We start from the raw sequence: 20,749 nt of genomic DNA, 5'->3' as shown, positions 1-20,749 counted from the left end.
GGGACTCCGGGCGTGAGTGGGAGCAAGGTCGGGAAGTCTACCGAATACCTGGGAAAAAGCCGACCGTTCAATGCACGCGACCGCTATTTGTTCTCCACTGCGGTCAAGAAGGTCTGACGGGCGGTGGCGGACCCGGCCCGCTCGGCCTCCTGCACCAGCCGCCAGGCTCGATCCATGTCGCCGAGTTCCACCGAGTCCTGGATCATCCGGTTATACATGGTCTGGGTCTCCTTGCGCATGGGCGGCCGGGCGGCGGCGCGCGCCGGCGCCCGGGCCGTGCGGGATGACCGGGTCGCGGCGCGCGGGGCGACGGCCACATAGCGGCCGGCACCGCGCCGCTGCCGGCCATATTGGGTAGTGGAGGCGGCGGTCTCCAGGTCCCCCACGGACATCCGAAAAACTCCGGTCGCGGCGTGTTGCGCCACCGGGTCGGGGAGACGCGGATCCTCCAGCCCCTGGGCCCGGGCATACAGCTTGGCCTCACTCATCATCCGGGTGGAACCGCGCAGCGCCTGGTCGGTGGTAAAAACGACCAGATATTTTTCGGCCGCCAGGTCGCCCCCGCGATGGCGGTCCAGATAGACCTTCCCCCGCAGGCGCTGGGGTTCCATGAAGCCGGCCGGGGTGTACTTGAACGTGCTGGAGTCGATGGCGCGACTCACCCGGTAATTGCGGTCCAGAATCAGCACCGTGGGGACGAAGACCGTGGCCCCGGCGATGGCATCGATGGTGAGGGTGGCGCGCTGCAGGTCGTCCGGGATCTCAAAGGCCTGGAGCAGGCTCTTGCCGGTCGAAAAGTCAAAGGCCTGGGCCTTGCCATCCACCTGGTAAAACGCACTGCCGGCGGTGTCCAGCGGCGCAAAGCGCAGCCCTGAGAGTGCATTGCAGCAGACCCGGGCGGCATTCAAGACCTCTTGACTCGCGGCCGCGCTGGGGCTGACCGCCGTGTACATGGGAGAACTGGACGCCATGGGCGGTTGCGGCTCCATGGCCGCACGCCAGGGGACCGGTCCCACGCCGGCGCAGCCGGCGATGCACAGTAGACTCAGGGCGAGCGCGGTGACTGTAGCGAATCTGGGCATGGGGGGCTCCAGGACGGTGAACGACACGAGCGTGCCGCGCCCGAGCGGCAATGGGCCGGCCATGGGCCGGGAATGGGCGCGAACACTGCTGCGCGACATTACCACGGATCGCCGACTGATCGGGATGCCCGGCGCCAACCGGTCCACGCAGCACCTCCTGGACGTCCGACCCTGGAAAAAGCCGTTGTCACGCCAAGGCGCCAAGTTCGCCAAGGTTTTCCAGTGCGTCATCGGCGTTGGAGCAGCGAGCCAACGGACGCTCTCGCAACTTCTCTTACCCTATTGTATTTCTTGGCGAGCTTGGCGCTTTGGCGTGAGCCATTGGGAACGTCGGTACGCGACTGACTCAGGCCCGGGCCAACTCCCGTACCGCCCGCTCAGCAGCCCCATAGGCGGCCGTCGCGAAGGGCGTGTTGCCGATGCGCCGGACGGTATCGCTGAAGGGCTCTGACTCGCGGCGATGGTTGAGGTAGGCCCCGAGTAGACGCTCCAAGGTCGCGGGCACCTCGGCGGCCGCAATCGCCGGGCCGATGACCGTGCCAAAGCGGGTATCGACCCCCGCACGGCCTCCAAGACCCAGCTGGTAATACTCAGCCCCCTGCTTGTCGATCCCCCGGATACCGATGTCTGCCACCTGGTGGTGGGCGCAGCCGTTCATGCAGCCGGAGCAATTGACCACCAGCGCCCCGAGCCTCTCCAGCAGACCCTGGTCCGCAAACCTGGCCTGGATGGCGTTGACCAGCGGCACAGACCGGGCATTGGCCAGGTCGCACTCGTCCCCGCCGGGGCAGGCGATGATGTCGGTGAGCAGCCCGATGTTGGGGTTCGCCAGTCCGGCGATGGCGGCCTGACGCCACAGTCCGTGCAGGTCGCTCTGCCGCACCTGGACCAACACCAGGTTCTGGCGTTGGGTGACCCGGACCTCGCCGAAGCTGTAGTCATCCGCCCACTGGGCGGCCTGTCGCAGTTGCTCCGCGGACACATCGCCGGGGGCGTTGTCCACGCGCTTGGTGGACAGGGTGACGATAGCGTAGCCGGGGCGCCGATGGGGTTGCACATTGTGGCGTACCCAAGCGGCGTAGGCCGGTTCGCGCTCGAGCCGGTGCAGGTGCAGCGCGTCGTCACCGGTCAAATCGAGATACGGCGGATCGGCGAAATGACCGGCGACCCGCGCGACCTGAGTCTCGGTGAGCGTCAGCGCGCCGTCCTTCAGCGGCGCCCAGGCGGCCTCGACCCGACGGCGGAATTCCTCGATCCCGAGGTCGCGGACCAGGAACTTGAGGCGAGACTTGTGTGGATTGTCCCGCCGGCCCTGCGTATTGAAAACCTGGCAGATCGCCTCGCAGTAGCTCAGCAGATGGCGCCACGGCAAGAACGGCTCCAGCTCCAGCGCCGCCATCGGGGTACGGCCGAGCCCGCCCCCCACATAGACCCGAAAGCCAGTCTCTTTCGCCGCATCACGCACCAGGTTCAACCCGATGTCCTGCACCCGGATCAGGGCGCGGTCGGGCCCGACCCCCTGGACCGCGATCTTGATCTTGCGCGGCAGGCGGCTGAACCCCGGGTGGCCGGCGCTCCATTGGCGCAACAACTCGCACCAGGCGCGCGGGTCCATGGGCTCAGCCGCGGCGGCCCCGGCCAGGGGGTCGGAGGTGATGTTGCGAATGCAGTTCCCGGAGCTCTGAATCGCATGCAGCTGCACCTGCGCCAGCTCCGCGAGGACCAACGGGGCGTCTTCCAGGACCAGCCCGGAGATCTGGAAGTTGTGCCGGGTGGTGAAGTGCCCGCGCCCACCGCCATAAGCCTCGGCCACCCGGGCCAGGACGCGCAACTGGTCACTGGCGAGCAGTCCGTAGGGAACGGCAATCCGCAGCATGGGCCCGTGGCGCAGGATGTAGAGCCCGTTGAGCAGGCGCAGGGGCCGCAAATCCTCGGCACTGAGGGTGCCGGCGCGGCTCCGTGCGAGCTGATCGCGCAGCTCGGTCACGCGTGCGTCTACCAGCTGTTGATCTTGCGCAGTGTATTGGTACATGGGCGGGCGGGTCCTTGAATCGCGGGTGGGGCCGGGCCTGAAGGACCGGGGGGCCGCTGAGTGGGCGCCCATCCTAGCGGCATCCTTTAGCACAAAAAAGGAATTGCTTCTTCGATCGATATAGCTATAACTTATTAAGCCCCCGAGTGCCGGGGCGGCTCGACCGCCCGACGGATCCCACCGAGACCAGACCGTGACTTACGCCAAGACGCGAAGCAAAACAACGATGAACCTACAGCAGTTGCGCTACATCGTCACCTACGACTTCGCCTTCACCGGGCGCGGCCAGATCAACCGCGCCTTCCGCAGCCACGACCTCACGCCGCGCGTGGTCCTGACCGTGCTGGACGCGGACGTCATCAAGACCTATGTGGGCATGGGCTTAGGCATAGGGATCGTCGCGCGGATGGCCTATGATGCGCAGGGCGACCGCGCGCTGGGGATGGTGGACGCCGCCCACCTGTTCGACTCCAGCCTCACCCGCGTCGACCTGCGCCGCAACGCCTGGCTGCGCGGCGATGTCTACGCCTTCATCGCGTTGTTCGCCCCCCACCTGAGCCGCCAGGTGATCGCCCGGGCACTAGCCGGTGGGGGAGCGAATTTGCGATCTGAACCGCATTAGGAGAACCCGCCATGAGCAGCACTCACCTGACCCGCCGCCAATGGCTGAAAGGCGGGACGGCCGCCGTCGCCGCCCTGGCGCTACAGCAGCGGCTGTTTCCCAATCTGACCATTGCCGAGGTCGCCGCCGCGCTAGCCGCTGGCTACCCGCAAGCCGGAGTAACGCCCGCGGGCGGACTGGCGGACTCGCTCGCGGCGCCCTGGGAGACCCCGCCACTGAATCTCAATGGGGTCTTTCTGGGACCCAAGGCGGAGAATGCCCCGCTCGTCGAGTCATTGCTGGTGGAGGTGTTCCGCGACTATGTGTTCTGGCGGCGCAATTTCCACCCGGAGGATCGCCTGGCCATCACCCCGGAGGAACAACGCGACGCTGGTTATCTGACCTTCATCGACAATTTCAGGCGTGAGCTCTTCACCCTGCTGGGCGAGCTGAAGGCCGACATCCCATTCTATTCGCCCCGCTACCTGGGCCACATGACCGGCGACGTCTCACTGCCCGCCTTGGTCGGCTATTTCGCCACCATGCTCTATGACCCGAATAACGTGTCCTGGGAGGCCTCACCGATCACCACCCTGTTGGAACTGGAGGTGGGCCGGTCGTTGGCCAGGATGCTCGGGTTCGGCCACACGCCGCAGGCGCTGGCCGGCACCTGGGGACACATCACCTCCGGCGGCACCCTGGCCAACATCGAATCGATCTGGGTCGCCAAGGCGCTCAAGTTTCTACCCATCGCGGTGCACCAGGCCGCCCTGGACCTACAGGTCAACGACCTCACGGTGGGCACCGGCGACCGGCCACTCGCAGAACTGAACGCCTGGGAATTGGTCAACCTCACCCCCACAGCGGCACTCGATCTGAAAGACCGGCTGCTGCGCAGCTATGCCGTCCAGCACCCGGAACTGACACCCGATGACGCGGTGACTGAGGTCACTGAAGCGCTCAAACGCCATGACATCCTGTCGCTGGGCGATCACAGTTTCTTCTCCCGCCTGACCGGCAATGACACCCTGCAACCGGCGATCCTGTGTGCCCCGCAGACCATGCACTATTCCTGGGTCAAGGGACCCGGTGCGATCGGCGTGGGCGCCCGCCAGGTGATGGCGATCCCCATCGACGCCCATTACCGTATGGACGTGGCGCGGCTGCGCCAACAATTGGAGCAGGCCCTGGCCGCACGGCAACCGGTCATTGCCGTGGTCGGCGTGGTCGGCACCACCGAAGAAGGGGCCGTCGACCCCATGCACGAGCTGGTGGCCCTGCGCGACGAATTCGCCGGCCGCGGCCTGACCTTCTGTCTGCACTGCGATGCGGCCTACGGCGGTTATATCGCGAGTTGTTTCCGGGCGAAAAACGGCGAACTGCGCCCCCTACCGGTCATGCAAGACGAATATGCCGGCTGGCCGCCCGCGGACGTCTATCAGAGCTTTACGGCCTTGCAGCAGGTCGACTCGGCAACCATCGATCCGCACAAACTGGGTTATGTCCCCTACCCCGCCGGTGCCATCGTCTTTCGCGACGGCCGGGTCAAAGACCTGGTGGCGCAAGAGGCCGCCTATGCCTTGGGCGGGCGCACCCAGCGGCAGCCCGGCGAGGTCTACATCGGCAAGTACATCCTGGAGGGCTCCAAACCGGGCGCCGCCGCGGCCTCGGTCTATCTGTCACACCGGGTGGTACCACTCAACGAGGACGGCTATGGCCGACTCCTGGGCCAGACCCTGCGCATCACCCGGACCTTCCATGACGCGCTGGCACGATTCGGCCACTCACTCGCCAACGAGTTCATCCTGCGACCACTCACCCTGCCCGATACCAATATACTCAATTACACCTTTAACATCGCAGGCAACGACCGCCTGGACCTGATGAACCGCTTCAGCCTGGCACTCTATCAAAGCCTCTCGATCGACCCCGCCAGCCCGGTCCAGACCCGGCAGTTCATCGTCTCACACACCGAATTCGGCTATGACACCTACAACCCGGTGGCGCTGCGTGCCTATCTGCAGGACGAAATGGGCGTGCAAGGCCGCTACTTCGTCCCGCCAGCCGAGCGCAAGCAACGCCTGGCCGCCGGCGAATCAGGCTTCGACAGCGAAGTGGTCGTCTTCCGCACCACCCTGATGAATCTGTTTACACTGGAGCCGGCGCGGGGGGAAAAGAATTATATGGAACTCTTTCTGGAGGGCCTGCCGACGCTGCTGCGGCAGGCCAGACAGGCCGTCACTTAGGCCTGCCCCGCCGCTCGGGACACCGCGGCGGAGACTGTGAAAGTATTCGTGACGTGTGTGCCGTCCCGAGCCAAGCCCCCGTTGTCGTTGTCGTAAACGAAGAACTCGACTACGAATCCGACAACGACAACGACAACGACAAGAAACGTTCCTTTCCCGGGCGGCTGGCGAATACTTTCACAAGCTCGGCGGCGGTGTCACGCCGGTGTCTGGCGCTGAGCGCCCCGAGGTCAGCGGCCGGGATGACCATCAAGGCCCTGCGATCTATGACAAACATGACCGACACTCAGCCGCAGCAAGGTCAAGGACTGGTCGGAATGTCTTTGAGAATCCCCAGCAGGGTGGTCGCGGACCGGTGGAGCTGCTCCAGGCACTCCCGCGCCTTGGGCGGCAGGGTTTGCTGCAAGGTGAGCTCAGCCAGGCCGATGATGCCATTCATCGGGGTGCGGATGTCATGGCGCATGTGGGCCAAGAGCTCGCTCTTGGCAGCATTGGCGGCCTCAGCGCTCGCGCGGGCCAGTTCCAGCTCGAGCGCGTCGCGCTTGCGTTCGGTGATGTCGCGGGCCAGCACGATGAACTCGTTGCCCGGCCGCGCCGGCGCACCCATCGCGGCGATCGACAGCTCGAACCAGTGCGGGCCCTGCGGCAGCGGCAGGCAATAGGTGGCCCCGCAGTAACTGCCGAGCGTTGCCGCCTCGTCCAGGGCGGCCGTGACGATGCGCGCGGCATCCTCCGGTAAGACCTCCGAGACCTTCTTGCCGAGGAATGCGGAAGGGGGGACATACAGCTGATCGATCGTCGGCGCGTTGTAGTCGACAAAGCGGCCTTCCCGATCGACCCGAAACATCAGGTCGGGCAGGGCACTGATCATGGCCTCCAGGCGCTCCTTCGTGCGGCGCAGTTCCTCCTCGGCCGCCCGGCGCTCGGTGATGTCCTGTAAGGTCCCGGTCAGATACGCCTCACCGTCGTACTCCACCCGGCCAATGCAGCGCAACTCCGCCCAGAAGCGCCGCCCCGAAGCAGCGATCAACGCGCATTCGATGGTGAAGGGAGTGCCGGATTCCCAGGTTTCCAGGAGGTGCCGACGGATCAAAGGCAAGAACTCCGGCGCGTAATACCGCAACCCTTCTTCCAGTGTGGCGGGCGGACGCTCCAGTGGATGCTCCACCAGACGGTAAACCTCCTCGGTCCAGAACAACATGCGGGTCACCGGATTGGCCTTCCACCCGCCCACGCGGGCGATGGACTGGCTCTCCCGCAGGAATTGCATAATCTCGCGCCGTTGCTTTTCGGCCCGCTTTTGCTCGGTGACGTCGCTCCAGACCGAGAGGATCTGTTCCCGGCCCCGCAACTCAATCATGCGCAGGGCAAGTTCGCAGTCGATCTGCTGACCATCGCGCCGCCGATGCTGCATATCCAAGCGCAAGGTGCTCGTCTTGCGCAGCTTCGCCTGCGTTTCCTGAAAGACCCCCGCGAAGACCTCGGCCGGCAACGCCTGGATATCCGGCAACCGCAACCGGGCGAATTCCGTCTCGCTGTAACCGAGCAACTCGTGCTCGGCGCGATTGAACCGGACGAAGGCCTGTGACTGCACATCCACCAACCCGATGGCGACGCTGACCTGGTTGAAAATGGCCTCCAACAGGCCCTCGCGTTCCTCCAGGGCGCGTTGTTGGGCGTTACGGTCGCAGATATCACGCCAGACCGCCACCAGGTAGTCGCGGCCGTGCAGGTAGACGCTTTGTGCGTCTATCTGAAGATCGAGTAAGGCACCGTCCTTGCGCCGGTACTGGTTCTCGAAGCGCGCGTGCGGTCCCGCTTGCACCTGCGCCACCCGCTCGCGCAGACCGGCTTCATCCGGATCGACGCGCAGCTGCGGCACGGACAGCCGGAGCATCTCTTCACGACTATAGCCCAACAGCCGGCAGCCCGCGTCATTGACCTCGACGAAGCGCAGCGTTTGCGCATCCACCAGCGCGATCCCATCGCCCGCCTGGCTGAAGATGGCGCTGTGAATCTCTTCGCGCGCCCGCAGCGCTTCCTGCATCGCCTGCGCGTCGGTGATGTCGCGCGAGATGCCGATGATGGCGGGCCCGCCATTCCAGCGGCCCATGGTGACGCGCGTCTCCACCAGGACGCGTCCGCCGTCGGCCTTGAGCAAGGGCAACGGGCAGCTCTGGCGGGTTCCGTTAATCATCTCGGCCACCACGCGCTGCGCCTCCGCCCGCGTCTCGGGGGGGTGCAGGACCGCGACCGGTTGACCAAGTAAGGTGTCACCGTAGCCCAACCCATTGGCGACCGCCGGGTTGTAGTGCAGGATCCGGCCTTCCAGGTCGAGCACCACGAGATAGTCGGCGATGGTGTCGAACAGCCCCGCCAGGTTTTGCCGCTGATCGGCCGCCTCCAACTCGACCGCCAAGCGCTCCAATCCCTGTGCGAATTGGCGGGCGAGGGTTTCCAGTGCATTGACCGTCAGGCGCCCGACCTGCCCGACCTGTTTGCTCGCCAGGTTCAGACAGGCGACGGGCGCACCATTGACCTGGATGGGCAGGACGACGAGCGAGCGCACGCCTTCATGGACCAAGGCGGGTTCCCGCACCAGGGAAGCATCGGTGCAATGGTCCTGATCGCCGTCACAGCTGCATTGCAGCCGGCCTTGGCGGATGAGCTCCGCCCGGGGCGAGTCAGCGGCCAGATGCCCCACCTCGGCGAAAAAGGCGTCGGAGAGGCCCCGTTGAACCGCCAGTCGATAACCGCCGTCCGGCTCGCGCCAGTAGAGCCCGCCGCCGTCCAGCTCCGGCAGGCGCAGTGCGCAATCGAGGATGGCCTCAAGCAGTGTCTGGCGATCCGGCCCCGCGGCCAGAATCCCGGAAAATTCGTGCTGGGTTTGCAGTAGCAGCTCGGCATGCTTCCTCTCCGAAATATCGACCATGGTGCCCAGGCTCAGCTGGGGCCGACCCGCCGCATCCCGCTGCACGATCCGACCCCGAGCCTCGACCCAGGCCCAGCGGCCGTCCGCCGCGCGCAGGCGATACTGCGCCTCATAGAGCGGGTTGTCGGGCGCCAGCGCCGCCGCGATGCGTACTTGCAGGCCCGGCAGATCATCCGGGTGGATCAGGTCGAGCCAGGCGGCGAAGGTCTGTGGGACCTGCGCCGCACCATAGCCCAAGAGGGCGCGCAGCCCGGGGCTCCAGGCACCGCAATCGGTGGTGTGGTCGTACTGCCACACACCGATGCCGGCAGCGTCCAACGTCAACTCCAACCGGGATCGCAGCCCCTGGCCGTCCTCCAAGAGGGGGGCGGCGAGCCTGCTTGCCGTCACGCAATCGTCGGGAGCGCAGGAGTGGTTTATACCGGACATCGTGCCGAGTCTCCATTTCCGCAAGGTGGCTATGGGACGGCAGTCAGCGAGCTTCGCACCGAGTGTGGGCGATGGCCGGTGTCTCGCCTGAAGCCGCTTTTAATATCAATTGGTTGAAGGGGTTGAATTGGCCGTGAAGAGCAGCCCCCGAGCGGTTCCGTGGACCGGAACCCGACGAGTTTACCCCAACCAGACCGCGGAAGGCCGACCTGTGCCGGCCAGCGCCACTATACTGCTGGCGGCAATTGGGTCCAATCCATGTCAGCCGCCATCTTCCAGACCAATGGTCGGCTCCCGACGGCGGCCCGCGGCCCGCACCCGCAAATCCCCGCCCCACAGCGCCCCTCGACACCCCAGCAGCCCGACCACCAGCAGCGGCGCAGGGCGTCCGTGGACTGCGCTACGGCTGAGCGGTTGCCGTCCCGGATCTGGATTCCGGCTTGCCCGCCGGAATGACGGGGCGCCGCTATGGTTTCTCTTCGCTGATCATCATAGTGCCCGGCTCGTATGAGATCAGCCAGGTGCGCCCGCCTGGGGGCGCAACCAGTACCACTGGCGGGCCATTGTCCCAGGGCTTGATCAGGAATGACACGGGCTCCACGCCTTGAGTGAAGGCCCTGATCAGTGCCCGTCTTTCCAGCCGCAACCCCGACCAGATGGCACCCTCCCCCTGGGCCTGTGGTGGCTCCGTATTCAAAATCCACCCCTTCTCCAGGAATTCGCGGTAGTTGAGGACCTCATCATATACCGCCGCCACATCCTCGACCTCCTCGGTGGCGATGACCGGGTGGTTGGCACGCAGCGGATTAAATACCTGCATCGCGTCGGCGCCCCGCAACCAGAGATGCCGGAGTATCTCGCGATACCGCTCCCGCGACAGTATCGGGACGACACCGTTATCATCCCAATCGGGGCAATAGCGCGCCACCCAGGGGACAGTCTGACTCCAGGGCGCCAGACGTTGTTGATTGGCCGCGTTATCGGAAACGTTGCCGAGCATGATCTCGGTATAGAGCCGGTCCATATGGGCAACATCCAGCGGCCATTGCCATTGCCTCTTCCAGTGGTAGAGGAAGTAGATCGTATTGCCGTAGGCAACCGGGTTGGTGGCCGTAAACAGCCCTATGTCACCGGCCGGATAGCGTTTATCGCCCCATACCGAACGGGTTGGTCGATCGCTCGCGGAATAGCTCAGCGCCCAGTTGGTAATTGAACAATCGGGATAAATTTCACGGATCGGGGCCGCCAGATAGGCCGACAGAACCTGCCGCCTGAGCTGATAGATGAAATCGCTGTAGGTCGCGAGTGAATCGAGGGTCCCAGGGGGAAACAGGGCGCGGCACCTGATACAGGCCGCGGCCTGTCGCCAGCGATCCTCGTCGACCCTGGGTTCCTCTTCCCAGTCGAGCCAGGCGGCCGTTACCTTCACCCCGGAATCCTTGAACTTGCGCAGCGTGGAACGCAATGCGTCGGCCCGTTTCTGCCAACCATCGATCAGCATGGGGTGATAGTAGCGGTGCTCGCCGGGTTCGAACCGATAGCCTTCCGGCAGTTGGTGTTCGGATGCTTCCGCCGAGCGCGGTCCGTTGCCCCCCGCCCCCTCCATGACGACGACCGGCAGCCCCGCCTCTTGCAGCGCCAGGGCCATCGGAATGTACTTCTCGTTGAGCGGTATCCGCTGGGTGAAGCCGCGCTTTCCAATCTCCCGATACATCTCATCCGACAAGGGGTTACCCTCATCAAACGAGGTGTCGTCCGGTGTCAGGCGGAACGGTTCCCAAGTAATGAGCGGCAGCCGCCCGGCAGGATCATGCACGAGTGGCGGGACCCGCCGCAGGAAGGTTTGCAGGCTCCAGGGCACGTCCTCACCGGGCGCAGCCTTCACCGGTTCGGCGGATTGGATGGCGTGCCCGCCCAGTGCCATCACCAGCATGAGCTGGAGGACGCGTGCCTTCCTCTGCCAATCTCTCAAGAGTGCCCCCCGCTCGATGCCACCGTGCGCAGGGCAGCCGCCAGGCCTGTTGCCGCTGCGACTCGACCACGCCCGCTGCGCTTCGCCTCATACATCACGTGATCGGCACTCGCGATGAGGGATAGGGGCTCAGCGCCATCAGCCGGGTAGACGGCGGCGCCGATGCTGGCACCCACTTGCAGCTGCAAGTCGCCGATGATTGCAGGTTTGGAGACCTCAGCGATGAGCTTCTCTGCGACCCGCATGACGTGCGAGAGATCCTGGAGCCCCTCCAGCACGACCACAAACTCGTCTCCACCGAACCGCGCCACGGTATCGCCGACGCGACTGCCCTGCTTGAGTCGCTGGCCGATAACCTTCAGCAGCACGTCCCCAGTCGCGTGACCGTGGAGGTCGTTGACCAGTTTGAAACCGTCCAGATCGATGAACAGTACCGCAAGCGCCCCTTGGCCTCTGTCAATGCGGCCAATGGTGGCGGAGAGCTCCAGTTCCAGCATGCTGCGATTGGCCAATCCGGTCAGGGGATCCTGGTGCGCCTGTAGCTTGAACTGTTCCCGCTGGCGCCGCAGATCGGTGATGCGCGCGGCGAGCGCAAAGGACAACAAGAGCATCTCCAATGCGCTGCCCATCTGCATCGCATAACGGGTCAGGAAGTTGGTCGGCACCAGTCCGAGGTTACGTGCCCCGAGCAGGACCGTGCCCACCAGCAGGATCGTCCAGGCGAGCAGGAAGAACCGCGCTGAAACCCCGCCGCGCCGCAATCCCTGGAAACCTGCGGTGACTGCAATCAGCGGAAACACCATACCGGTGACCGAGGTGACCATCGCGTGGAATTGGTATGGCCACCAAGGTGCACCAATCGCCAGGATGGCGAAGACGACCGCCGAGACGAGTAGCATGCGATCGGTCCAGGGCGCGAACTGGCGGGTGTCGAGAAAGGTCCGCGAGAAGAGGGCGCCGAAGAATCCGGCAAGGTCGAAGCCGACCACCGCGGCCAGATTGCCCCACGCCGGCCAATTCGGCCAGAGATAGGCGAAAAACAGGCCGGTCCAGGCGCCTTGCGCGAGCGTCATCGAGCTGACGAACAAGACATACCAAAGGTAGGCTGGATCGCGCAGCGCCAGATAGAGCAGTCCGTTATACGCGAAGAGCGCCACCATGATCCCGAAGTAGATCCCAAGCAAGAGGTTAGCATTGTCGCTGGCAAGCTGGAAAGCCGCGGGTTGCCACACCGCGCTGCCGATGGTGGTGCTGCCTTGCGTGCGCACCCGCAGGTAGAGGTCCACCCGCGTCCCGGCGGGCAGCTGCAGCGGAAACACGAAGTTGTAGTGCGGATAGGGGCGCTCGGCGAAGGGGCGCAGATCGCCTGCCGAGAAGCGTTCAAGCAGCGTGCCGCCAGCCGGCTCGACCAGATAGACGCGAACATCGTCGAGGAACGGAAATGGGAGTTCCAGCATCCGGCGCCCGCCCTGCGCCGAGTAAAGCGCGACCGTGACCCACCAGGCCGACGCGGTATACCCAAGGTTCGGGTCAGTACCCAGGTCGGCAGCCGTAAACCGACCGGATTGCCTCACTGCGTCCAAATCCATGTCTGCGCTCGGGTCCTCCAGGATCTGGTAGTGTGGTCCCAGCACCACGCGGTCCTCGCCATCGATTGCCACGGTGACTGCCCAGGCGGCTGGCAACAGCAAGACGAGCGTGAGCAGCAGGAAGGTGACCAACAGCCCGCCGGTATGACGCCGATGGGCAACCGGGAGAGGTGCGGTGGCCCCATGACATGTGATTGATCGGAATGGGTCAAACATTACCGACGCTCAGCAATTCCAAACTTCCCCTCGCGCGCGGCTCTTAAGGTCAGCAGGGCGCGATGCAGTTCGTAGTCGGCGATCTGCCTGGCCAGCGGCGCCGCGGCGGCACCCAGGGCCGGCGCGAGCCGCGGCGCAAGCGTCTGCCAGAGGTCCAGGACCTCGAGGTCGTCATCGGCCAAAAGCCGCTCCAGGCGGTCCAGCGCCTCGACCAGGTCGGCCTCCTGCCCCAGGGCCGGTGGAGGCTCGCTGGGCGCGCAGGACGACTCCCCGACGGACGGCGGCAGCCAACGCAGCAGGGTGGCGCAGAGCTGCTCGGGCTCCACCGGCTTGGTGATGAAATCGTTCATGCCCGCCTCCAGGCAACGCTCGTGGTCCTCGGCGAAGGCGTTGGCGGTCATGGCCAGTATTGGCAGCAACGCCTTGCCGGGCAGGGCGCGGATGGCGCGGGTGGCGTCGAGCCCGTCCATGAGCGGCATCTGCATGTCCATCAACACCAGCGCGTAAGACGTGCTGGCGATCCGTTCCACCGCCTCCCGGCCATTCTCCGCCAGGTCGACGACCAGCCCGAGCGTGCCCAGCAGTTCCCGCGTGACGACCTGGTTGATCGGCTCATCCTCCGCGAGCAGCAGGCGTACGCCACGATAACGACCGGCGAGCACCTGCTCGGCGCTCTGCGTGGGCGCGCTCGCGCCTTTGCTCGGGGCCGGCTCCCCCGAGGCCCGCGCGTGCTCCAAACGCGCGGTTAGCCAGAAGGTGCTGCCCTCCCCCGGGGCGCTGATCACGCCGACCTCGCCTCCCATCAGGGCGGCCAGGCGTTTGACGATGCCGAGCCCGAGCCCGGTGCCGCCGTACCGACGGGTCGTGGAGCTGTCCGCTTGGACGAAGGGCTGGAAGAGCCGTGCCTGGTCCTGCGGGGCGATGCCAATCCCCCGATCCCTGACCTCGATACGCAGCAGCACGCCCGCGGGGCCGTCGTCCAAAACCTGGGCGCGCATGCACACCTCGCCGTGCTCGGAGAACTTGATGGCGTTGGTGATGTAATTGGTCACCATTTGGCTCAGGCGCAACGGGTCGCCACGCAGGTGAGGGGGAACGGCGGGGTCGATGTCGACGACCAAGGTCAAACCCATCTGCGCCGCGCGCTCCCGCAGCAAGGCCGCGGCCTGGTCGAGGACCTGCCCCGGGGAGAAATCCACCCGCTCCAGGACCAGGCGACCGGCCTCGATCTTGGAGAGGTCGAGGATGCCGTTGAGTAGACTCAAAAGGTGCTGGGCGGCGCTCTCGACCTTGGCCAACCACTCGCGCGGTTTGGGCGCGACGATCTCGCGCTGCAATAGATAGGTGAGCCCGAGGATGGCGTTCATCGGCGTGCGGATCTCGTGGCTCATGTTGGCCAGAAACGCACTCTTCGCCCGGTTGGCCGCCTCCGCGGCCTCCTTGGCGATGACCAGCTCATCCTCTGCCGCCTTACGCGCGGTGATGTCTTCAAAAAAGGCGATGAACCACTCCTGTCCGGCGGCGTGGTGCAGATAGACAGTGACCGCCACCGGATAGGATGACCCGTCCTTGCGCTGGTACAGGGTCTCAATACGCGCACTCCCCCCGCTGGCCCGCAGCTCGGTGGCGAGCTGCCGCAGGGCGTGCGGCAGAAGGTCCCGGTTGATATCGGCTACCCGCAGCCGCAGCAGTTCCTCACGCGTATAGCCGAGCTGGCGGCAAATCTCATCATTTGCGTAAATAAATTGTCCTGTCTGCGCATCGTTCCAGCCGATGCCGATGCCCGCCCGCTCCATTGCAAACTGCGTCTGCGCCAGTTGCTGGTTACTCGCCCGCAGGGCCGAGGTGCGCTGCGCGACGAGTAATTCGAGCTCCTGACGATAGCGGTCGAGCTCGGCCTGCGCGCGTTTCTTCTCGGTGATGTCGCGCCAGACCACGTGCAGCAGCTTGCGCTCGCCGAAGCTCATCGGCGTCAGCAGCACTTCGGCGAAAAAGTGCTCGCGGTCCGCCCGAACGTGCTCCCACTCGAACTGGTGGGAACCCGCCGCGAAGGCGACGCGGATCACCTCCTGCTCCTTGACCGCACTCAACTGCCCGTCGGGCTGACACTCCGGGGAGATGTCCGCCGGGCGCAGCCCGCGAAAGCGGTCGAGATGGTCCATCCGCAGCATGTCGAGGGCCGCTCGATTGGCATCGACGAAGCGCCCGTCCTCGACCAGCGTGATGGCCTCTTTGGTGTCCTCGAACAGGCGGCGGAAGCGCTGCTCGCGCTCGATCAGCGCCTGCTCGGCCTGGGTGCGCTCGGCCGTGCGCGCGGCCACGGCGCGGCGCAGCGAGAAGGCCCAGCCCCCGAGCAGCGCCAGCGCCAACGCCAGCACCGCGACCGCCTCGAATGCATACTGCACGTAGCGCCCATAATCGGTCGGCTCACTCAACCATTTGCGGTGCAGCGCGTCCATCTCCGTGTCGGAAATCGCCGCCATGCCCTGCTCGACCAGTTGCAGCGTGGCGCTGTTCCCCTTGCGCACGGCGCGGTGAAACTGGCCCCGGTAGAGCTCGAACGCCTTCACGAATTGGCGGTACGCCCCCTGCTGGTACAGGTAGAAGTTGGCCGGGTACTGGTCGAGGCAGAAGACCTTGATGTCCTGCGCCTTGGCCGCCTGGATCAGCTGCGTGTAGTTGCCGTAGTAGACCAGGGTGTCGATGCCGCTGTTTTTCAGCTGCTCAATGCAGGCGTCGCCCTCCATCACCCCGATTTGAAAGCCGCGCAGTGAGGCCAGGCTGGCGAGGCCGCCGATCGACACATCCCGATAGATGTCGACCGGCAGGTCAGCGTACGGCTTGGAAAAGTCGTAGAGCGGTGCACGCTGTGGGGTCTCGAACATGTTCTCGATGACGTCGGCGTCGCCGCGCAACAGGATGCGCTGCGCCTCGTCCCACTTGGTCGCCTTCAACTCGACCTTGATACCCGTCTTGCGCTCCCAGAGCTTCCACACATCGACGAGAAAACCCTCCTCCTTGCCGCCCGCGTCGAGAAAAAGATAGGGCGGGTAGTTCTCGTCACCGATGACACGCAGCACACGCTCTTGGGCCTGTGCGCAGATCGGCACCAGCAACGCCACGCCTATTGCGACGAAAAGCCGACAAAGTGAGGCAGACCACGAAGCGAACTCAGAGCGCATTGCCCGGCGTCTCACCGCCGATGCCCAGAGGTACCCGGAAACCGACGGTAGCCCCCTGGCCCGGCGTGCTGTCCAACCCGATCTCGCCACCCATCAAGGTCACCAACCGCTGGCTCAGGGCCAGGCCCAGGCCGGTGCCGCCAAACTTGCGGGTGAGCGAATTGTCACCCTGATGAAAGAGCGCAAACAACCCGGACGCCACCTCCGGAGAGACCCCGATTCCTTCATCCTCAACCGCGAAGCGCACCAACACCCGCTTTGCGTGGCGCTCCAATAACTGGACCCGCAGGGTGATACACCCTTGTTCGGAGAACTTAACCGCGTTGCTCAGGAGCAGGCCAAGGACCTGGCGCAGGTGCACCGGGTCCCCGTCCAAGGTGGCAGGCAATGCCGGGTCAATCGACTGAGCCAGGGTGAGCCCCTTGGCCGCGATCAGGTCATGGCTATCCTCCACCACCTGCTGGAGCATCTGCGCGAGATCAAACCCGCGGGTTTCCAGCTGGATCTGGTCCGCCTCAAGGCGGGAGAGATCAAGTAGATTGTTGACCAGGTCCAGCAGGCGCCGGGCGGCCTGATCAATCGTCTCCAGGAATTCCCAGCCGCGGTCCTCCTGGATCTGGCGGCGCAGCAGATAGGCCATCCCCGTGATGTGATTGAGCGGCGTGCGCATCTCGTGGCTCATGTTGGCCAGAAAGGCACTCTTGGCCCGGTTGGCACTCTGCGCCGCGTCGCGGGCTTGGGCCAGTTCCAGGGTTCTGGCGTGCACCAGGTCTTCCAGGTGGTCGCGATGCCGCGCGAGTTCCGCATTGGCCACTTGCAAGGCCCTGGTCCGCCGTCTTAGTTCAAGATGCAACTGCACGCGGGCGCGCACCACCGCCGGGTTGATCGGCTTATGGATGAAATCCACCGCGCCCCCGGCCAGGGCCTGGGTTTCGCTATCCGCATCCGTTTTCGCGGTGACAAAGATGACCGGGATCGCCGCGGTGGCGACCGCCTGCTTAAAGGCCGCGCAGACCGCATAACCGTCCATCTCCGGCATCATGGCGTCCAGCAGGATCACCTCGGGGACCGGCGCCCGGCGCGCCAGGTCCAACGCGGTTGGCCCGTTCGTGGCGACCTTGATCCGGTAGTGCGGCTGTAACGCCTCGGCCAGCAGATGGAGATTGAGCGGCACATCGTCCACGATCAACACGACAGGACGGTCATCCTTCATGGTCTGATACCTGGGGGTCCGGGGCGGACCGGAGCGACTCCAGAAGCTGGCTGGCCGCCTGGTAGTCGAATTGTTCGAGATGGCGTTTCAGTGCCCGATGCAGGGCCTGGTCGGCGGGCAGCGCCACCGCCAGCGCGCCCAGCAGCTCCGCAGGGATGAGCAGCCCCACGGCGAGTTGCTCATGGATCTCAGCGGCCAGGCGGTGCACCGCCGTGGGATCGCCCGCGCCCCTCACGGCCCCCGTCACAGCAGGTGCCAGGGGCATCGCCGCGATCTGGGCCAAGGCTTGGGCATGGGTCTGGCGCAGGGCGCTCAGGGCGGGGGCGGGGTCCTGTCCCGCCTCCAGGGCCGCCTCCAGCCGCGCGGCGGCGGCAGACAGGTCCAGAGCGCGCAGATGGCCGGCGGCCCCCTTGAGCCGATGCACGCGTTGTCTCGCCGCGGCGGTCTCGCGCCAGGCCAAGGCCTGGGCGATGGCGTCCGCATCGTCCCGGATGGTGTCGGCAAACTGGCGCAGGAGCTCGCGCACGTCAGTGGTTTCGCCCACCATCCGCCGCAGGGTGCGCAGGTCGAACGCGGGGAGCGTCAGGGGTTCCCCCGGATCAGCGCCGGCACTGGGCGCCTGAAACTCCTGGGCCAGGGACGGGCGAGCGGGCGTTTCCGCTAAGCTGCGCGCCGCGATCCAGCGCCCCACGATGGCGGACAGGGCGTCCAGGGTCACCGGCTTGGGCAACAGGTCCGTCATGCCACTGGCCGTCATCCGCTCCCGCTCTGCCGCGGTGAGGCCGGCGGTCAGGGCGATCACCGGCAACGCGGTCCAAGCGAGGTTTTCGCGGATCCGCCGGGTGGCGGTCAGCCCGTCCATCTCGGGCATCTGGATGTCCATCAGCACCGCATCAAAGGGCGCCGCGGCCAGGCGCTCCAGGGCCTCGCGCCCATGATTCGCCAGCGTCACCTGAGCCCCCAGCAGGTGCAGCATGTCGCCAATCACGCGCTGGTTAATGGGCAGGTCCTCCGCCACCAGAATGCGCGCCCCGGCCAGGGTGGCCCGGGACGCGGGGGGCGGCGGCGCAGCGGGGCGGTCCGCCGCGACGCCCAGATCCAGGTCGAAGCTGAAGGTGCTCCCTTGCCCTGGGGTGCTCGCCACCGCCAGGTTGCTGCCCATCAGACGCAGCAGGTCGCGGCTGATGGCCAAGCCCAATCCGGTGCCGCCAAAGCGTCGGGCAATCGAGTCGTCCCCTTGGGCAAAGGGCTCGAACAGCCGGGCTTGGGTGGCCGCGTCCATCCCGATCCCGGTATCGTCCACCGTCCAGTGCAGCCGCGCCCGACCATCCCCGGTCTCTCGGCCGGCGACCCGAAGACGGACCTGGCCCCGCTGGGTGAATTTGATGGCATTGCCCAGCAGGTTGGACAGCACTTGTTGCAGACGCAGGGCGTCCCCCAGCAGGAACCGGGGCACCTGGGGCGCGACCTCAATGGCGAACCCCAAGCCCTTGGCCGCGGCGCCCTGGGCAAACAGGGTGCGCAGGGTCGTCAGCACGGCGTCACGCTCGAACGGCGAGCTCTCCAGCGTCAGGCGCCCTGCCTCGATCCGGGAATGGTCCAGGATGTCGTTGAGAATCCCCAGGAGCGAGGTCGAGGACCGGTGGATCTGCTCCAGGTACTCCCGCGCCTTGGACGGCAGGGGTTGATGCAAGGTGAGCTCCGACAGGCCGATGATGCCGTTCATCGGGGTGCGGATTTCATGGCTCATGTGGGCCAGAAACGCGCTCTTGGCGGCGTTGGCGGCCTCGGCGCTCGCGCGGGCCTGTTGCAGTTCCTCCTCGACCGCCGTGCGCTCGGTGACGTCGCGCGAGATGCCGATGACGGCGGGCCGACCATTCCAGCGGCCCATGGTCACACGTGTCTCCACCAGAACGTGTCCGCCGCCGGCCTTGAGCAAAGGCAACGGGCAGCTCAGGGCGGTTCCGTTAACCATTTCGGCCACCAGGCGCTGCGCCTGCGCGTGCGTCTCGGGCGGGTGAATGACCCAGACGGGCTGGCCGAGTAAGGTCTCGCCGTAGCCCAATGTGTTCGCTACCGCCGGGTTGTAGTGCAGAATGCGGCCGTCCAGGTCGAGCACAAAGAGGTAGTCGGCGATGGCCGCGAACAGCCCCGCCAGGTTTTGCCGCTGATCGGCGGCCTCCAATTCGACCGACAGGCGCGCCAATGCCTGCGCAAATTGGCGTGCGAGGGTTTCCAGTGCATCCACCGTCAGGCGCCCGACCCTCCCGACCTGTTTGCTCGCCAGGTTCAGACAAGCGACGGGCGCACCACCGACATGGATGGGCAGGACGACGAGCGAGCGCACGCCTTCCTCGATCAACACGGGTTCCCGAACCAGGGAGGCATCGGTGCAGTGGTCCTCGGCGCCGCCACAGCTGCATTGCAGCCGGCCTTGCCGGATGATTTCCGCCTGGGGCGAGTCGGCGGCCACACGCTCAACCCTGGCGAAGAATGCGTCGGAGAGGCCACGTTGGACCGCCAGTCGATAACCGCCGTCCGGTTCGCGCCAGTAGAGCCCGCCGCCGTCCAACTCCGGCAGGCGCAGCGCGCACTCCAGGATGGCCTCAAGCAACGTCTTGCGATCCGGCGCCGCGGCCAGAATCCCGGAGAATTCGTGCTGCGTTTGCAGCAGCAGCTCGGCGTGCTTGCGCCCCGAGATATCGATCATGGTGCCCAGGGTCAGTAGGGGCCGACCCGCCACATCCCGCTGCACGACCCGACCCCGCGCCTCGACCCAGGCCCAACGGCCGTCCGCCGCGCGCAGGCGATACGCCGCCTCGAAGAGCGGGTTCTCGGGCGCCAATGCCGCCGTGACGCGTGCTTGCAGGCCCGGCAGGTCATCCGGGTGGATCAGGTCGAGCCAGGCGACGAAGGTCTTTGGGGCCTGCGCCGCACCGTAACCCAAGAGGGCGCACAGCGCGGGGCTCCAGGCCATACGATCGGTGGTGTGCTCGAACTCCCAGACACCGATGCCGGCGGCGTCCAAGGCCAAGTCCAAGCGCAATCGCTGCCCCGGGCATGCGTCCAAGGGGGGGGCGTGCAGGCTGGCGGTCGCGCAATCGCCGGGACCGCTGGAGTTGTTCATGCCGGACATCGCGCCGAGTCTCCATTTCCGCAAGGTGGCTATGGTACGGCAGCCAGGTACCCTCGCTCGGAGGGTCGGCATGGTCGGTCGCTCGCCTGAAGCCGCCTAACACATCAAGGGGTTGAAGG

The 20,749-nt window shown here is 65.9% G+C and carries 10 protein-coding genes; 2 read left to right on the top strand and 8 right to left on the bottom strand.

Features of this window, described 5'->3' with window-relative positions; translation table 11 throughout:
- Positions 1–83: 83 nt before the first annotated feature.
- Positions 84–1,082, bottom strand: a complete 999-nt coding sequence (locus QZY44_RS10420) for a MalM family protein (RefSeq protein ID WP_295445874.1) — start codon at positions 1,080–1,082, stop codon at positions 84–86.
- A 346-nt stretch (positions 1,083–1,428) separates the two neighbouring features.
- Entirely contained in the window at positions 1,429–3,114 is a 1,686-nt protein-coding gene (locus QZY44_RS10415; RefSeq protein WP_295445872.1) for a nitrite/sulfite reductase, read from the bottom strand.
- Positions 3,115–3,340: 226 nt separating this feature from the next.
- Here QZY44_RS10415 and QZY44_RS10410 point away from each other — a divergent pair, with 226 nt between their 5' ends.
- Complete coding sequence (locus QZY44_RS10410) at positions 3,341–3,736, top strand: LysR substrate-binding domain-containing protein (protein WP_295445870.1); 396 nt, start codon at positions 3,341–3,343, stop codon at positions 3,734–3,736.
- Between the two features lie 11 nt (positions 3,737–3,747).
- Entirely contained in the window at positions 3,748–5,961 is a 2,214-nt protein-coding gene (locus QZY44_RS10405) for a pyridoxal-dependent decarboxylase (RefSeq protein WP_295445868.1), read from the top strand.
- Between the two features lie 301 nt (positions 5,962–6,262).
- On the opposite strand, the gene QZY44_RS10400 is transcribed toward QZY44_RS10405, so the two are convergent.
- The 6 genes from QZY44_RS10400 to QZY44_RS10375 form a co-directional block, all read right to left on the bottom strand.
- Entirely contained in the window at positions 6,263–9,322 is a 3,060-nt protein-coding gene (locus QZY44_RS10400) for a PAS domain S-box protein (RefSeq protein WP_295445866.1), read from the bottom strand.
- A 466-nt stretch (positions 9,323–9,788) separates the two neighbouring features.
- Positions 9,789–11,294: a hypothetical protein gene (locus tag QZY44_RS10395; protein ID WP_295445864.1), complete on the bottom strand. Its 1,506-nt coding sequence runs from the start codon at positions 11,292–11,294 to the stop codon at positions 9,789–9,791.
- Entirely contained in the window at positions 11,291–13,099 is a 1,809-nt protein-coding gene (locus tag QZY44_RS10390; protein ID WP_295445862.1) for a diguanylate cyclase, read from the bottom strand. The genes QZY44_RS10395 and QZY44_RS10390 overlap by 4 nt, the downstream gene beginning before the upstream one ends.
- Positions 13,099–16,209 carry a transporter substrate-binding domain-containing protein gene (locus QZY44_RS10385; RefSeq protein WP_295445860.1) on the bottom strand — a complete coding sequence of 1,037 codons (3,111 nt, stop codon included), beginning with the start codon at positions 16,207–16,209 and terminating at the stop codon, positions 13,099–13,101. The genes QZY44_RS10390 and QZY44_RS10385 overlap by 1 nt, the downstream gene beginning before the upstream one ends.
- A gap of 61 nt (positions 16,210–16,270) precedes the next feature.
- Positions 16,271–17,494 carry an ATP-binding protein gene (locus QZY44_RS10380; protein ID WP_295445858.1) on the bottom strand — a complete coding sequence of 408 codons (1,224 nt, stop codon included), beginning with the start codon at positions 17,492–17,494 and terminating at the stop codon, positions 16,271–16,273.
- Positions 17,484–20,630: an ATP-binding protein gene (locus tag QZY44_RS10375; protein ID WP_295445856.1), complete on the bottom strand. Its 3,147-nt coding sequence runs from the start codon at positions 20,628–20,630 to the stop codon at positions 17,484–17,486. Before QZY44_RS10375 ends, QZY44_RS10380 begins: the two co-directional genes overlap by 11 nt.
- Positions 20,631–20,749: the final 119 nt, after the last annotated feature.

It is taken from the genome of uncultured Thiodictyon sp., assembly GCA_903837595.1.
Classification (GTDB): Bacteria; Pseudomonadota; Gammaproteobacteria; order Chromatiales; family Chromatiaceae; genus Thiodictyon.
This window is presented reverse-complemented; position numbering and strand designations above follow the sequence as displayed.

Excerpts from the sequence above, each read along its gene's own strand:
- QZY44_RS10420 (WP_295445874.1), bottom strand. The coding sequence starts at position 1,082 with ATGCCCAGATTCGCTACAGTCACCGCGCTCGCCCTGAGTCTACTGTGC.
- QZY44_RS10415 (WP_295445872.1), bottom strand. The coding sequence starts at position 3,114 with ATGTACCAATACACTGCGCAAGATCAACAGCTGGTAGACGCACGCGTG.
- QZY44_RS10410 (WP_295445870.1), top strand. The coding sequence starts at position 3,341 with ATGAACCTACAGCAGTTGCGCTACATCGTCACCTACGACTTCGCCTTC.
- QZY44_RS10405 (WP_295445868.1), top strand. The coding sequence starts at position 3,748 with ATGAGCAGCACTCACCTGACCCGCCGCCAATGGCTGAAAGGCGGGACG.
- QZY44_RS10400 (WP_295445866.1), bottom strand. The coding sequence starts at position 9,322 with ATGTCCGGTATAAACCACTCCTGCGCTCCCGACGATTGCGTGACGGCA.
- QZY44_RS10390 (WP_295445862.1), bottom strand. The coding sequence starts at position 13,099 with ATGTTTGACCCATTCCGATCAATCACATGTCATGGGGCCACCGCACCT.
- QZY44_RS10380 (WP_295445858.1), bottom strand. The coding sequence starts at position 17,494 with ATGAAGGATGACCGTCCTGTCGTGTTGATCGTGGACGATGTGCCGCTC.
- QZY44_RS10375 (WP_295445856.1), bottom strand. The coding sequence starts at position 20,630 with ATGTCCGGCATGAACAACTCCAGCGGTCCCGGCGATTGCGCGACCGCC.